The sequence below is a fragment of the Bdellovibrio bacteriovorus genome (assembly GCF_001592735.1).
Classification (GTDB): Bacteria; Bdellovibrionota; Bdellovibrionia; order Bdellovibrionales; family Bdellovibrionaceae; genus Bdellovibrio; species Bdellovibrio bacteriovorus_D.
The window spans coordinates 453,713-468,863 of record NZ_LUKE01000003.1 but is presented as its reverse complement, the minus strand read 5'-3'; the positions used below and the strand labels follow the sequence as shown (position 1 = coordinate 468,863).

Sequence of the window (15,151 nt, the reverse complement as noted above, 5' to 3'; positions counted from 1 at the left end):
GTTGCGTCGCGAAAACAAGACTAAGGGTCAGTTCTCAGTAAGCTTTCAACTTATGTATTAGGCCTTAAAGAGCTGGCCTTTAAAGTCGGCAGACTTTAACTAGAAACTGCAAACTTCCTAAGGAATATCATGACTTTACTTGATTCTAAGCCGCGCCCAGGGCACCAGTTTGAAATCACCGGTTTTACCGGCGATCAAGTATACCGCGAACGCCTGCATGAGATGGGGCTGCGCGTGGGGACAAAGGTGACCGTGCTTGGACGTGCTCCCTTCCGCGGTCCCTTGTTGGTTCGATTCAATACCAGCTTCTTAGCATTAAGAAATGAGGAGGCGGCATGCGCACAAGTGAAGGCGTTGTAACGGAAACTCAGTTCAAGACCATCGCTCTTTTAGGAACTCCTAACTCGGGAAAGACGACGCTGTATAACTGGCTCACGGGATCGCGTTTTAAAACCGTGAACTATCCCGGCGCCACGGTGGAGTTTTCCTTAGGAAAGCTTGCCGGTCACTGGGGGCCTCAAGATCTGCAAGTGATGGATACTCCCGGTACGTACAGTCTTCATCCCAAATCAGCGGATGAATGGGTGACCTTTCGCTCTATTTACGAAAATCCTCGCGTCCCGAGTGTCGATGGTTTGATTGTGGTCGTGGATGGAACGCAACTGGCACGTCATTTACAATTAGCGATGCAAGTGAAGGAAACTGGATTTCCTTTCATGGTGGTGATCACCATGGAAGATCTTTTGCGTAAAGAGGGTTTGAATTTAGATATTGATTACCTGAAAAAGGAATTGGGATGTCCGGTTCTTCTTTTTGATGGACTGCTCGCGGGCGGTATCAAAGAAATCGTGGCCCAAGCGCATACATTGTCTTCGGATCAAGAGATCTTCACGCAAAAGCCACAGCCTTGGAATTTTGAAACTCAAGAAAAGCGTTTGCAAGAATGCGCGAAAATCGCCGACGAAGCGCTGACCCATAAAACCGATCATGCGCAAGAGCGTTTACACCGAATTGTGGCGCGCACGGAACAAATCGATAAGGTTTTATTGCATCCGTTGTTTGGCTCGGTTTTGTTTATTGTCATCATGAGCCTTTTATTTGCCAGTGTCTTCTGGGTGGCGACCCCATTTATGGATTTTATCGACGGCAGCTTCACCAGTTTGAATGAATGGGTGGCGTCACTAGGTCCGGGCACTTTATGGGCGGACTTTTTAGCCAACGGGATTGTCGCAAGCTTTGCGGCTTTCTTGGTGTTTGCACCGCAAATTTTTATTTTATTTTTAGGAATAGGTATTCTTGAAAGTACCGGGTATTTAGCGCGGGCGGCAACCCTTATTGATCGACCTTTTTCGGCCTTGGGCATGAGTGGTCGTTCGTTTGTTCCGCTTTTATCGGGGTTTGCGTGTGCGGTGCCGGCCATTATTGCGACTCGCAATATTCCATCAACCAAAGATCGCATGATCACAAACTTCGTGATTCCGCTCATGAGCTGTTCAGCGCGTTTGCCGGTCTATGCTTTGTGTTTGGCCTTTTTATTCCGTGGCGAGCCTTTAAAGGCGGGCCTCGCGTTAGCGGCCTTGTACATCGGCTCCATGATCGTCGGCGCTTTTGCCGCAGGCGTGGTTAGTAAATTTATCCCGGCCCGAGAAGCCACACTGTTTATGATGGAGCTGCCGATTTATCGTCGACCTAAAGTTCGGGTGTTAGTTCGCCAAGCTTGGACCAGAACGCTTTCTTACGTTAAGCGCGCCGGGCCGATCATCTTTGTTTTTGCGGTGATTGTGTGGGCGGGATCGACCTTCCCTCATTATGAAATGGAAGATGCGCATCAAAAATTAGAAGAAAGCTATATCGGCCGCATGGGGAAAGTGATTGAACCGGTCATGGCGCCGATGGGTGTTGATTGGCGTGTGGGGGTGGGATTGATTTCTGCTTTTGCGGCACGGGAAGTGTTCGTTTCGTCCATGGCTTTAACATTTAATATCACCGACACCGATGAAGACTCTCAGCAAGCGTCCTTGTTGACTCAGATGGAAAGTGCGGTGAATTCGTCCGGCGAAAAAATCTTTACCGTCAGTTCTGTTATCGGGTTGATGGTATTTTTCTTAATTGCTCTGCAATGTATGTCCACCGTGGGCGTGCAGGTCCGTGAAAGTGGTTCTTGGACCTTTGCGCTGACACAATTAGTAGCCTTTAATCTTTTTGCCTATGTGCTTGTCGTAGTACTTGTACAAGGTTTAAGATTAATGGGCGTACCATGATTTATTTTGATGTTAGCACTTTAAATCCCGAAAAAATCACTGGAGTTGGCGTTTACATGCTCCAACTCCTTAAGCATTTTCATGTTCAAGGTCTTGCGGTTCAGCCGGTTTTAAAGTTGTCACGTCTTAAAAAGAAAGACGTCATCGAAAAAATCCTTCCTCAAAAAAAGGTTCGCTATCTTCTTCCGTGGAGCTTTTATCAATCGAGCGACCTTTATCATGGCCCCGACTTTAAACTTTCTACTCAAGGGCGTTTTAAGCGTGTGGTGACGGTTCACGATATGGTTGTGTTTGAAAAGAAGTACAATGCGCCGGACTTTTACCATAAAGGGATGGTGGATCTGACAAAAACTTTAACCGCCGAACGTTTAGAAGCGGTGCTAGTCAATTCTGAGTTCACAAAATCCGAAGTGTTAAAACATTTTCCCCATCTTAAAGAAAAAATTCACGTGACCTATCTGGGGTGCCAGCGAGAAAAACCTGCTCATCACGTGAACTCATTAGAATTGCCCGAAAAATATATTTTATTCTTAGGAACTTTAGAGAAACGTAAAAACGTCGTCGGGGTGATTGAGGCTTTTAATAAATTTAAAAAAATGACCGGAGCTGAACACAAGCTTGTTCTTGCTGGAGGTCATGGTTATGGGGCCGATGAAATTTTGCGCGCTATCGAGAGTTCCGAATTTAAAGCAGATATTTTAAAATTATATTATGTATCTGACGCGCATATACATGAATTGTACTCACGAGCTGAAGCACTTTTGTTCCCTTCGTTCTATGAGGGTTTCGGTATTCCGGTGCTCGAAGCGATGGCGTTAGGTTGTCCGGTGGTTGCTAGCTTAGGAGGCGCTTTAGAAGAGATTTGTGCTGACGCGGCTTTGTTGGCAAAGCCTGAAGATACGGACGGTTTAGCTCAGCACCTTAAAACCCTTGTTGAGGATTCTCAAGTTCGCACGGAACTCATCAAAAAAGCTTTCAATCGTTCCACTCACTTTACGTGGGAAAAGTGTGCACAAGAAACCGCGAAAGTGTATAAAGATCTTTTGGGGAAGACATGATTTACGACTGTTTTGCTTTTTTCAATGAACTGGATCTTTTAGAAATTCGCTTAAATGCGCTCGACGAAGTCGTGGATCGCTTTGTCTTGGTTGAGGCGACACGGACATTCCAAAAAAAAGAAAAGCCTTTGATTTTTGAGCAAAACAAAAAACGTTTTGAAAAGTTCTTGCCGAAGATAGAGCACGTGATTGTGGACTACTATCCCAACTTCTTTTCGAAATTCCGGGTTCCAAAAACTTGGGATTATGATGATCATCAAAAAGAACAAATTTTGGTGGGTTTAAAAAATGCGAAACCTGATGATGTGATTATTGTTTCTGATGTGGATGAAATTCCTCGTCCGGAATTGGTGAGGCAATATGCGCATAAGCCGGGGATCAAAGTTTTTCAGCAAAAGCTTTATTATTATTACCTCAACTGCTTTGTAAAAAGATATCCAGAGCCCATCCCTTTGGTCGACGGGTATATGCCATGGTACGGGACGGTGATGCTTAATTATAGTGATATTAAAACGATTAAGAAAACCCGTCTGTATCGTGAAAATCGCGAAAGCAAAGGCGATATCACTGTCATTCCTAATGGGGGTTGGCATTTCAGTTACCTCGGTGGCGCGCAAAAGGTGATTGAAAAAATCGAAGCTTACGCACACAAAGAGCACAATAAAGAAGACTTCAAAGATCCTAAAAAGGTCGAAGAAATCATTCGCAAAGGCGGCAGCCTTTACGGTCAGGATATTGATTCTGAATTCGTGATGATTGATTCTGAGTTCCCGCGTTTCGTGCAAACTCATCAAGAGCAATTAAAGCATCTTATTCTTTAAAATAAAGCGCTTGGTATTGTTTTAAAACTTCCTGCCAGCTATGGTTTTTAAAAGCCCATTCTTGAGCTTTTTTCCCTTGAGCCGCGCGATCAGCGGGGTGTTTCAAATAATGTCGAAAGGCTAAAGCCAGACTTTCAGCATCCTTAGGTTCAGCTAACAGACCTCGTTCGTTGGCGCCCACTTGCTCTGGGGTGCCTCCCGCATTTGTACCTACCACGGGCTTCCCCATGAGCATAGCATCTATGACACTCAACGAGTAGGTTTCGTTGTAAGAAGCCAAGGTGAAAACATCCAAAGCATCAATATAAGAAACATAATCGCGCTGGAATGAAATGCGGCGTATATGATCCATCAATCGAGGACTTTTCGTTTTTTCCGAAACCCAAGCATTTAACTCCGCCGACGGAGGCTCGTAAATCGGGGAGCCATCGCTATTTTTTCCAATTGTTGTTGGGTCTCCCACGATCCACAACTGAACTTGCGCCAGTTCCTGGTCATTGAGATAATCTAAAGCGCTGACCAACTCACGAACGCCCTTCCCTGGATCTATCCGACACAAAGATCCAATAACGATCTGTTCTTTTTTTACTCCATACTGTATTCGCAGTTTTTCTCTTAAAGCTTCGTTGTGAACAAAGTCTTCGGTTTTGCGACCATAGCGGATGAGTTTTAGTTTTTCCTTGGCGATAGGGAAGTTCTTGCGCACATCATGCAAGATGTTTTCAGAAGAACTGCAAAGTGCATCTACTTTAGAAAAAAGCCAGCGATGAATGAAATCCTTTTTCGGCGTCGCATTCATATACAAGTTATAAAAATGTTTAATCTGCGGCCAGTTCCAACGCGCCAAAGCGCACGCCCACATATCTAAGCGGGTGTGGGAATGAAGATGCGTAATCCCGTATTGCCGAACATGGCGGCGGATCAGGCGGGCTGTCGCCAATTTTGAAAGTTTAGCTTCCGGAAAAGGCAAAAGAGTCAGATTTTTCTTTTTTTTGAGCTCTTCATAGGCTTTAGAAGAACCCGCACACAAAACATATTGCTCAATACCCAGCTCCGAAAGCTTTTCAATCAGTTCCACGGAGTAGATCTCAAGACCTCCCCATGAAAGTGAATGCAAGCAATGCAGAACTTTTACTTGGCCCATAGTTTTTTATAGTGCTCGATAGTGCGGTTTAAACCTTCCTCTTCAAAACGGACCTTCGGTGACCAGCCCAATTCCTTTTGGGTTTTTGAAAAGTTGATGGCGTAACGGAAGTCATGTCCTTTACGATCGGTTACAAACTTTAACAAGGATTCAGGCTTGCCTAAAGCTTTTAGAATCATCTTGGCTACATCCAGGTTTTGCCTTTCAGACGCCCCACCTAGATTGTAAACTTCCCCGGCCGTGCCGTTCGTAAACACTTTCCATACACCTTCGTTATGATCATCAACATAAATCCAGTCGCGAATGTTCATGCCGGTTCCGTAAATCGGCAAAGGCTCATTGGCTAAGGCGCGTTTGATCATCAACGGAATAAACTTTTCTTCGACTTGCAGCGGGCCATAGTTGTTAGAGCAACGAGTGATAACGACGGGAAGTTTGAAGGTTTCAAAAAAAGATCGGCATATAAGATCCGCACTTGCTTTAGAGGCGCTGTAAGGGCTGTTAGGGGCGAGCGGTGTGGTTTCGGTAAATGGAGCGTCTTCCATTTGTAAGGTCCCATAAACTTCGTCGGTGCTAATTTGTAAGTACTTAAAGTTTCCTTTGGCTTCAAAAAGTGCCAAGCTTTCTTTAAGTAAATTCAATGTCCCTAAAACATTTGTTTCGACAAAAATATTAGGACTTTCGATGGAACGATCGACGTGAGATTCTGCTGCGAAATTAATAACCCCGCTAAAAGCATATTTCTTAAAGAGGTCGTGGATCTTTTGAGAGTCCCGGATATCGATCTGATGAAATTTTAAATGCGAATGGGCATCGAGTTCGGGCTTGATATTTTCAAGATTTCCCGCATAGGTGAGGGCATCGACGATGACGAAGTCATAGAGGGCTTTTATGTCCGCACGGCAAGCGACGGTTTTTACAAAGTTTGATCCGATGAAACCGGCGCAGCCAGTGAGTAAAACAGTTTGTTTCATTTTTCCTCGAGGATGATTTTTTCTAAATAAGAGCGGTAAGAACATTTTGGCAATTGCGCCGTGATTTTTTCTAACTCCGCAATATTGATAAATTTCATACGGTAAGCCACTTCCTCTAAGCAAGCGACCTTCATTCCTTGGCGCTCTTCGATGGCGCCGATAAAAGAAGCTGCATCCAGAAGCTGGCGAGGGGTGCCGGTGTCAAGCCATGCTAGACCCCTATACATCATCTCAACGCCCAGTTTGCCTTCATTGTGATAAGATAAAATCAAATCAACGATCTCGGTTTCTCCTCGTGGGGAAGGCTTTAAGGCTTTCGCTCTTTGAGAGACAGTGCTATCAAAAAGATAAAGCCCCGGGATTGCGTAATTCGATTTTGGATTTGCAGGCTTTTCTTCTATCGATTTAACCTTTTTTGTTTCTTTATTAAATTCGACCACACCATAGGCGCGAGGATCCGCCACGTAATACGCAAAAACGCGGCCGCTCATTCCATTTTCTTTAGCGGTTTGAGACACAATAGCTTTGCGGAAAAAGTCCAAATCGCCGTAAAAAAGGTTGTCGCCTAAAATAAGACACACAGAATCGTCACCGATAAAGTCTTCTCCTAAGACAAAGGCTTCAGGAAGTCCGTTGGGTTTTTCTTGAATCTTGTAAGAGAGCCTCACGCCGAACTGAGAGCCATCACCTAAAAGCTTTTCAAAAAGAGGTTTATCATCAGGGGTTGTGATTAAAAGGATATCGCGAATACCACCCAACATAAGAATGCTTAAAGGGTAGTAGATCATCGGTTTGTCATAAACTGACTGAAGCTGTTTGGTCATGACCCGGGTCATGGGATAAAGGCGAGAGCCAGCTCCGCCAGCAAGAATGATACCCTTCATTAATTACCTCTTAAAAAATGCGTCGATGCTATCAACGACGTAAGCAACTTCATCTGTGGAAAGATCGGCAAACATCGGCAAGCGGAGCATTCGATTGGCAAGATCGTCGGTGACCTTCAATGATCCTGAAATTCGGCCGTACTTCACTCCCGCGGGGGCGGAGTGCAAGGGAACATAGTGGGTCGTAGATTGAATATCGCGATCTCGTAAGAACTGCCAAAGAGCAGCACGAACATCTGCTGAATTTAAAAGAATATAATAAATATGCGCATTGGCTTTGGCCTCAGAAGGTACGGTCATGCGTGTGAGGTGACCTTGCTTTTCGAGCTCGGCTAGTCCTTGATTGTACTCATTCCAAATCTTCAGGCGACGCTCAGTGATTTGCGGACCTTCTTCAAGTTGAGAAAGTAAAAAGGCTGCTGAAAGCTCAGAAAGTAAGTAAGAGCTGCCCTTGTCTTGCCAGGTGTATTTGTCCACCTGTCCGTTTAAAAACTGCTGACGATTTGTGCCTTTGTCGCGCACGATTTCGGCACGTGCAAGCAAACGTTTGTCGTTAATGGTTAAAGCTCCACCTTCACCGCAGACAATATTTTTAGTTTCGTGAAAGCTAAAGGCTGCCATGTGACCCCAGCTGCCTAAAGCTTTGCCTTTGTAAGAAGCAAAGATTCCTTGAGCGGCGTCTTCCACCACCCAAATATTCTTAGGTTCCGCCAAGGCCATGATACGATCCATTTCGCAGCCGACGCCGGCGTAGTGAACTGGCATAATCACACGCGTGCGCGGAGTGATGGCTTTTTCAATGGCGATAGGATCGATATTCAAAGTTCGCGGATCAATATCTACAAACACGGGCACGGCCCCATAAAGGGCCACGACGTTCGCGGTCGATGTAAATGTAAAAGAAGGTAAAATGACTTCGTCGCCAGGACCGATATCGGCAAGAACCATGGCCATTTCTAAAGCGGAGGTGCAAGACGGGGTGATCACGGTCATTAGAGTCGGAAGATTTTTATTAAACCACTCGGTGCATTTTTTATTAAACGAGCCTTCGCCACTGAGTTTGCGATTAGAAATCGCTTGGGCGATATATTGCTCTTCATGAGAACTTTTGGGCGGTAAATTAAACGGAATTTTCATTGCCCCATATCGTAGCCTATGGGTTATGGCGGGGCAATGGATTAAAATCCGTCCGTTGTTCCGACTTTACGAGGACTTTCGTCATCGTCAAAAGGGATGACGTTCGATGCGGTGTGAGGTTTACTCTCATGTTTTGGAGCGGGCTTTTTAGCCATTGGAACTACATTGGTGGATTTAGGAGCGGCGGCAGGGGGAGCTGACTTTTTAGGAGTCATTTTCTCCACAGGGTCGTGGGCCGGAACGGCACCTAAGATCACCTGATTAAGATTTGCCACCATATGTTTCATTTGTTCAGCCTGGGCGCTGATTTCTTCACTGGAAGCCGCGACCTCTTCGGCGCCAGCAGCATTGGCTTGGGAACCTTGATCTAACTGGTTCATAGCTTTGCTGATTTGCTGAATACCTGTGGTTTGTTCACCGCTGGCCGCAGAAATCTCGTTGTTTAAATCAGATACTTTTTTAACTGAGTTTACGATGTTCGCCAGAACTTCCCCAGAGCGGTCCGCAACCGTAGATCCTTTTTCCACCTTCTCAACACTCTCTTTAATAAGAGAGTTGATATCTTTGGCAGCTACTGCGGAGCGTTGGGCCAAGGTGCGAACGGCTTCGGCAACAACGGCGAAACCTTTTCCGTGTTCACCGGCTCGCGCGGCTTCAACGGAAGCATTCAGAGCCAATAAGTTTGTTTGGAAAGCGATATCATCAATGACGCTGATAATTTCTTCGATCTTTTTAGAAGACGTGGAAATATCGCGCATAGATTCGATCAACTGGTTGATTTCTCTTTGGCCTTGTTCGGCAGAATCTTTAGAAGATTGTGAAAGCGCGGCAGCTTGTTTTGCGTTGTCAGAGTTTAGCTTAACCATCGAAGACATTTCTTCTAAGGAAGCAACCGTTTCTTCCAGTGAAGCTGCGGCCTCTGTGGCCGATTCTGAAAGAGTTTGTCCTGCGGCTGACAACTGTGTGATCGCGCTTGAAACTTGGTTTCCAGAATCTGTCAGGCCCGCCGCGATGCCAGAAACGGTTTTAGAAACTTTGTAAGCGATCATCATTAAGATAGCGAAAATTGAAAGCGCACAAACCGCTGAAATAAGTAAAAGTAATTGAGTTTCACGAGTACGTTCTTCTTTTTGAATTTTATTTCCTTCAATTGAACGAGCATTATAAAGTTTCATGTTCGCCGCAATGGCATCTTGAGTTTTGATTGCCAGTACGTGCCACTCGCCGCCATTCATCGCGGTGTAGACGCGTTTTTCTTCTTCGGGGTCATTTTTTTCTAAGCCAGCGATCATGCTTTCGGTTAGAGCATAAAACTGAGGACGAACCTCGCGAGCCGGTCCGTAATTTTTCTCTTCTTCTTCGTCAAATTGAGTGGCTTCATAGTAAGCCTGACCTTTTTTGAATTCTTCAAATGCCTCTTTAGCTTTTTTGATAAAATTAGCGCGTGCTTTTTCGTTTTCTTTATTCGCCAAAGAAGCCCAAATAAAATATCCAATACGTGCACGTTGCATACCCATTTGTCCTAGGCCATCGAGGTCAGGGATCACCGCCGTGTAAGCATCTGTAAGCATGGCACCCAATTTATTCATGGAGTGAATCGACATCGCTGTTAAGATTGCAAAAGCGAAGACAGGCAAAACAGCAGACATCAATAATTTTCCACGTAATCCGGTCAGCCACTGCTTCATTTTTTAAATCTCCCTGATAAAATTTTTGTCTGAAACTTAATAGTCTTTCTTTAATCGTCTCAACTTGCGGCGGACTTGAGTTACAAAGCCGTTAAAAATAAAAATGCGACGCTTCGTATAATATTACGGATATTTCATTGATTGCTGGTTCCAAATTGGTACTCTTTTTTCCAGTCTAGACTCAAGGAGGGGTAGTCCATGACACATTTGACACAAAAGTCACTTAAACGCGCACTTACTGTTATCGCTTTGGCCGCAACCGTAGGATTCGCACACAGCACAGATCATTCAAAAACACTTTGCGCGGGCTTTGTTCCAGAAAACAGCATGAATATTCCTGCTGGTACTTGGACTGGGGGCGGCATTACTGAACAGCAGTTCAACGATGTCCTAGACCGTTTAGAGCGTCTGTATTCTGCAGATGTTCAAAAATTAGGCGACAACTTGCAAATCAAACGTCTTTGGAATGATGGAACGGTGAATGCTTCAGCTCAACGCATGGGCCGCACTCAAGTTCTTAATATGTACGGTGGTTTGGCTCGTCACAAAGCAACCAATGTAGAAGGTTTTGCACTTGTTGCTTGTCATGAGTACGGACATCACAACGGTGGCGCACCTAAAGGTGGCGGCTGGTTTGGAAACTCTTGGGCAACGAATGAAGGTGGCGCTGACTATTATGCAGGTCTAAAATGCCTTCGTCGTTTCTTTGCTGAAGACGACAATGCAGCAATCCTTGCAACAACTCAATTAGATCCAGTGGCTGAAGCGGCTTGTACTGCTCAGTTCCCAGAGGAAAATGACCGTTTGATCTGCCTTCGTATTTCAATGGCGGGACAATCTGTTGCAAATCTTTTCCAAGATCTACGTAAAGAAACAACAGCTCCCACTTTTGGAACTCCGGATAAACGTGAAGTGTCTCGTATGAATGATGCTCACCCGGATACACAATGCCGTTTGGATACCTACTTCCAAGGCAGCCTTTGTGTGGCTAAAGAATCTGAAGCAGTTGCCAATGAAGACTACAAAGTCGGATCTTGCTACGCTCCACGCGACGCTGTGGGCACTCGCCCACGTTGCTGGTTCTTCCCAGGTAAATAAGCCTTACTGATTTATGAATCGATAAAAAGCCAAGGCGAAAACCTTGGCTTTTTGTTTCTGACGATCATCAAATAAATGCGAAGGATGAGGAGATATTCATGAAGCTGATTATTTTTATGATTTCAATCTGTGTGGCGTCTGAAGGCGCGTGGGATCAATTTGAAGATATCGTCAGCGCTTGCGAGTCGGCCTTTGTCGGTCGCAATGAGGAACAAAGATGTATTTCCCGAGCGCGCAGTGTGGAAGTGGTGCGGAATTGTGTAAATGGTTTTGTGGGCACTCAGAACGAATTATCTTGTATTGATTGGGCCCGTAGCGGTGCGGTGGTGCAAACTTGCATTGATGAGTTCGTGGGAACAAACAATGAGTTGATCTGCATTCGTTATGCTCCCAGCCCTGAAGTAGTCCGCTATTGCGTGTCTCGCGAAGCGGGAACAAATAACGAACTTCAATGCATTAAAAACTCATATCGTCCGGAAACAATAATTACGGGTTTGGGCTTACCAATCCTAAGACGTGGTACGTAATCCCAATCGAAAGAAGTAAAACGAAAATAATAATTCTTTCAGTAAGGACTTTCCTTTTTTGTGAGTGGTCGAGCATAAAAACCTCCAAGACGCGCCAGTGTTTCCTCCTTAAAATGCTATCAATTTTATATGAAGAGAAAATAGATATATTTTTAATGCCGAACCTGGTTTCAATGGGATAGCTCTCCGAATTAAAAAATAAAGTCGTTGCTTTTTTTTAAGTCTAGGAGTTCACGGAGTCTTCAGAGTATTGCTACATTTTTTGAATTATTTCGTGGCACAATCGCGAATCCAGGAAAGACCCACCGATCTCAAAGCGATCTTAGAGAGGGAAAATTTTACCTCTCATCCTTAGAACCCTTTGATAAGACTCTGGGCTTTAAGTAGAACCTGGTCCGTGAAGAAGATCGTCGGCTCCATCATATCTATAAGTCTTATTTTTTCTGTGGCTTGGGCCGGAAAAAAGCAGGGGGCTATTCGCGCCGTTGCAGATACGAAAAACTGCGACGCTTTTCGTGGACAGGCTAAATTTGAAGGCACCTTTTGTGAAACCCTTCGCTATATCCAACCTAAGCTAGTGCCACTTCGTGCGCCGAGCCAGATTTTTGCTGAGGCGCAGGTGATTTTGTTAGGAGATACTCATCCTAACGTTCTTATCAAAAAATGGCTTTCACGAAATCTCTCTGAAATGAAAGCGATGGGTTTTACTCATGTCGCTTTAGAAGCCTTGAACTCAGAGTCGCAAAATATTTTGGACGGATACGGCAAAGGCTCCGTATCGCGCGCGCAACTGGTGAGCCTGGTGGCCGCTGATTGGGGTTGGATCCCCGAAGAACATGTGAAAATGATTGATACTATTCTTGCTGCAGGTTTAAAAGTCGTGGCTATTGATAATCGCAATGAGTTGGATCGAGCGGGTTATGGAAACGACATTCAACGTCGTAACGATCACATGTCCATGCAACTCGAGTCCGTTTTAAGTCACCCTGATGCCGGGCGAATCGTGGTTTTGACGGGTAAGCTGCATTCAGCCTTAGTTTCGGAAGAAACGGGGATTGCCACGATTCCTCAGATCTTAGAAGCGCATGGCATTTCAAATCTGACTTATGATATAGAATCCACTGAAGAATTTGCTCCCAAAAATTTAATCCAAGCTTTTATCGAAGAGCTAAAAAGCAACAAACTTGCACCAAGCACGAGTGGTGATTATTTCTTGCCGACACCGGTGGCGGATTCAGCCGTGCATGGCGTAGTGTTTGTCTCAAAATAAATAAGCCACCAAGTGCGTACTCGGTGGCTTTGCATAAAGTATTGGCTAAATAATTAGTCACATTGAGTGTCAGCGGCTACAGATGTTTGCCCGTCATCACTCACGCAACCAAGGTTTCCGCGGAAGAAGGATTTGTTTTCAATTCGATTTCCTGCACACAGGTCATTCACGCGAATGGCCTGTTTCCCAGAACCGATGATTTTAACTCCGCTGAAGGTATTATCGCGAGCACACAACTCAGGTTTTCCGGCAAAAGTTGAAGCCAAGAACACCCCAAAGCTTCCGCTATTGATGATTTTTAAATCCTCAAAGCGATTGCCATGCAGATCGCGGGCAAAGATACCGACGTCATTATTCATATAAAGTTGGCCGCCCTTAAAGACATTATTATTAAAACGGATGTCGATAGAAACGCCTGCACCACGGTTGTTGTGAAGGTTGACGTTGATAAATTCACTGTTTTCAGTTTCATAGCCCGCAAAGCCATCAAAGAAATTGCTATGAGATTCAAAATTGATAATTTTTAAGTTGTCGCAGAATTTCTCGGTCACAAGGCCACCCGAAATAGAGCTGTGAGCGGTCACATCTTGGATCGTGACATGGCTAGCGCCACGGATTGAAATGGCATTATTACGGATGGATGTGACGTCGCCATCACAATGAGTTTCTCCACACTCTCGGCTCACATAGTGTTTGGCGCGGTTACCATCAAAGGTCATGTCCTTAACGACGATGTTCTTTACACGCCAAGGTGTTACCAATGTGCCCTCACGAACGATGGTGTGAGGATGGCCTACGACTAAAAGGGGCACGTGAATATAGTCCGCCAAACGAAGGATGGTCTTTGTTCTTTCCGCACCTTTAAGCATGACATTATCACGCGCGATGATGATCGGCGCTTTACATGTATATGTTCCTGCCGGAATTTTTACGACTCCCCCGGATTTAGAAAGGGAATCGATTTTATCGCGAATGAATTGGCACTCGTCATTAATACGCGGTTGCGGAAAGGGAATTGCTTCCGATAAAGCGGGTATAAAAGCTGTGCTGAAAGCTAAAGCAGACAAAAGCATACGAAATGTTGGGCGCATGAAAAACCTCATCTAAAAGGGTGTTTTTAGTTTCACGGGTTTTAAAGCAATGAAGGCGCCACCTTGGAGAGGCCCTAAAATCCAGGTAAAAAGGAAAGGGCTGTCTAAACCTTCGACAGCCTGACGCCCCTGGGCAGTAAAAAAGGCCCACTCGGAGAGTGAGCCCTGGGGAATTTCCTTTTATCGCAGCTGCCTTTATAAGAAAATTGGAACTGATTGAAATACGCCTCAGGCGTTTTGCATTTTTGGCTATTGGCAGCGGTTGTTAGAACATGGATTGAACAATCTGTTATTTTGGATATGATGGGCCTTATAAGGAACAACGACGATGGATTTTCCCTGGCTTTTGTTAGTGACTTCAAGTTTGGGGGTCATTTTTTTAGGACACTCGGCCTTTGGCTTTAAAAGACGCCGGGGATGGGTGGCGAGTTTTGTTCTTGGTTTGGCTCTGATTTTTGCTCCTTTGCTAATTTTGGGTTTAGATTCAGCGACACTTTTTTCCACCGCCGGCATTTGTGTTCTTCTGGGACTGGGGCCTGCGCTGATCTGGTGGGCTGTCTTATTGTGGATTTATAAGCGCCAAATGCTTGCTGTGATGTGTGTGGCGATCGCTTTTTTATTGATGGCTTTGTTGTTTGGTTTTGGTCCGCAGATCTTGCAAGAAATGATGGATGGGATTGAGTCCCCGCCGCAGACTTAAGTGAAGTTTTACTCAGGTCGTTTCCGTTTCTCTGAGAGGTTGTTTAGAATATCTAAAACCTCGAGGGAACAATGAAAAAAACGATTTTGACCGTTGTGCTACTTTTCTCTGTTCAGTCTTATGCCAGTTTCATTGATAGAGCGGCTTATCTTTTAAGTCTCACCGGCACTGTAAAATCTAAGATAACCGCTAGGGATTGTTCCGGCATTGAGCGCGGCGACTGGTTAGATTGTTTCTCCGGGGACTGTAAAGCTTTGGTGTTTGATAATGCTTCCACATGTGAAACTTGGGATTGTCGCGCAATCACGCAATTAAATCCCAGCTATTGCATGTCGGGGGACTGCCGAGGCTTGATTCAACGTGACCCCAGTCTTTGTGATTCAAAAAATTGCAAAGCCATCACGTCCGGAGAACCTGAACGCTGTGCTGATGCTGACTGCAAAATTCTTTTGAAACATAATGCTTTAGTGTGCCGCTAGGGGCGGACTGGCCCCGGCT

The 15,151-nt window shown here is 45.1% G+C and carries 15 protein-coding genes; 9 read left to right on the top strand and 6 right to left on the bottom strand.

All coding sequences use genetic code 11. The annotated features are described in order from the left end of the window. The first annotated feature begins 129 nt into the window (after nt 1-129). From AZI86_RS14690 to AZI86_RS14675, 4 genes are read left to right on the top strand one after another with little or no spacing between them, the layout of a single operon-like run. Nucleotides 130-360 carry a FeoA family protein gene (locus AZI86_RS14690; protein WP_061836016.1) on the top strand — a complete coding sequence of 77 codons (231 nt, stop codon included), beginning with the start codon at nt 130-132 and terminating at the stop codon, nt 358-360. Then, complete coding sequence (feoB, locus tag AZI86_RS14685; protein WP_061836015.1) at nt 336-2,261, top strand: ferrous iron transporter B; 1,926 nt, start codon at nt 336-338, stop codon at nt 2,259-2,261. The genes AZI86_RS14690 and feoB overlap by 25 nt, the downstream gene beginning before the upstream one ends. Next, entirely contained in the window at nt 2,258-3,319 is a 1,062-nt protein-coding gene (locus AZI86_RS14680) for a glycosyltransferase family 4 protein (protein ID WP_061836014.1), read from the top strand. The genes feoB and AZI86_RS14680 overlap by 4 nt, the downstream gene beginning before the upstream one ends. After that, complete coding sequence (locus AZI86_RS14675; protein WP_061836013.1) at nt 3,316-4,140, top strand: hypothetical protein; 825 nt, start codon at nt 3,316-3,318, stop codon at nt 4,138-4,140. The genes AZI86_RS14680 and AZI86_RS14675 overlap by 4 nt, the downstream gene beginning before the upstream one ends. On the opposite strand, the gene AZI86_RS14670 is transcribed toward AZI86_RS14675, so the two are convergent. The 5 genes from AZI86_RS14670 to AZI86_RS14650 are packed head-to-tail and all read right to left on the bottom strand — an operon-like array spanning nt 4,130 to nt 9,967. Next, nucleotides 4,130-5,284: a glycosyltransferase family 4 protein gene (locus AZI86_RS14670; RefSeq protein ID WP_061836012.1), complete on the bottom strand. Its 1,155-nt coding sequence runs from the start codon at nt 5,282-5,284 to the stop codon at nt 4,130-4,132. The two genes, AZI86_RS14675 and AZI86_RS14670, sit on opposite strands and share 11 nt — an antisense overlap. After that, entirely contained in the window at nt 5,272-6,258 is a 987-nt protein-coding gene (gene rfbB / locus AZI86_RS14665) for a dTDP-glucose 4,6-dehydratase (RefSeq protein ID WP_061836011.1), read from the bottom strand. The genes AZI86_RS14670 and rfbB overlap by 13 nt, the downstream gene beginning before the upstream one ends. Next, nucleotides 6,255-7,142 carry a glucose-1-phosphate thymidylyltransferase RfbA gene (gene rfbA, locus AZI86_RS14660; RefSeq protein WP_061836010.1) on the bottom strand — a complete coding sequence of 296 codons (888 nt, stop codon included), beginning with the start codon at nt 7,140-7,142 and terminating at the stop codon, nt 6,255-6,257. Before rfbA ends, rfbB begins: the two co-directional genes overlap by 4 nt. Nucleotides 7,143-7,145: 3 nt before the next feature. Further along, a complete protein-coding gene (gene rffA, locus AZI86_RS14655; RefSeq protein ID WP_061836009.1) occupies nt 7,146-8,279 on the bottom strand; it encodes a dTDP-4-amino-4,6-dideoxygalactose transaminase in 1,134 nt (377 codons plus the stop codon). A gap of 41 nt (nt 8,280-8,320) precedes the next feature. Next, complete coding sequence (locus AZI86_RS14650; RefSeq protein ID WP_061836008.1) at nt 8,321-9,967, bottom strand: methyl-accepting chemotaxis protein; 1,647 nt, start codon at nt 9,965-9,967, stop codon at nt 8,321-8,323. Nucleotides 9,968-10,165: 198 nt separating this feature from the next. Between AZI86_RS14650 and AZI86_RS14645 the strand changes: the two genes are divergently transcribed. From AZI86_RS14645 to AZI86_RS14635, 3 genes are all read left to right on the top strand, one after another. Then, entirely contained in the window at nt 10,166-11,065 is a 900-nt protein-coding gene (locus AZI86_RS14645) for a hypothetical protein (RefSeq protein WP_253715967.1), read from the top strand. A gap of 98 nt (nt 11,066-11,163) precedes the next feature. Then, nucleotides 11,164-11,592: a hypothetical protein gene (locus tag AZI86_RS14640; RefSeq protein ID WP_061836007.1), complete on the top strand. Its 429-nt coding sequence runs from the start codon at nt 11,164-11,166 to the stop codon at nt 11,590-11,592. 397 nt (nt 11,593-11,989) lie between these two features. Next, nucleotides 11,990-12,862: a ChaN family lipoprotein gene (locus AZI86_RS14635; protein ID WP_061836006.1), complete on the top strand. Its 873-nt coding sequence runs from the start codon at nt 11,990-11,992 to the stop codon at nt 12,860-12,862. Between the two features lie 53 nt (nt 12,863-12,915). Here the strand turns inward: AZI86_RS14635 and AZI86_RS14630 are convergent, their stop codons facing one another. Further along, nucleotides 12,916-13,953, bottom strand: a complete 1,038-nt coding sequence (locus tag AZI86_RS14630; RefSeq protein WP_061836005.1) for a right-handed parallel beta-helix repeat-containing protein — start codon at nt 13,951-13,953, stop codon at nt 12,916-12,918. A gap of 328 nt (nt 13,954-14,281) precedes the next feature. Between AZI86_RS14630 and AZI86_RS14625 the strand changes: the two genes are divergently transcribed. After that, nucleotides 14,282-14,653, top strand: coding sequence for a hypothetical protein (locus AZI86_RS14625; RefSeq protein WP_061836004.1), 372 nt, complete (start codon nt 14,282-14,284; stop codon nt 14,651-14,653). 71 nt (nt 14,654-14,724) lie between these two features. After that, on the top strand, nt 14,725-15,132 hold the full coding sequence (locus AZI86_RS14620) for a hypothetical protein (protein ID WP_061836003.1): 408 nt from the start codon (nt 14,725-14,727) through the stop codon (nt 15,130-15,132). Nucleotides 15,133-15,151: the final 19 nt, after the last annotated feature.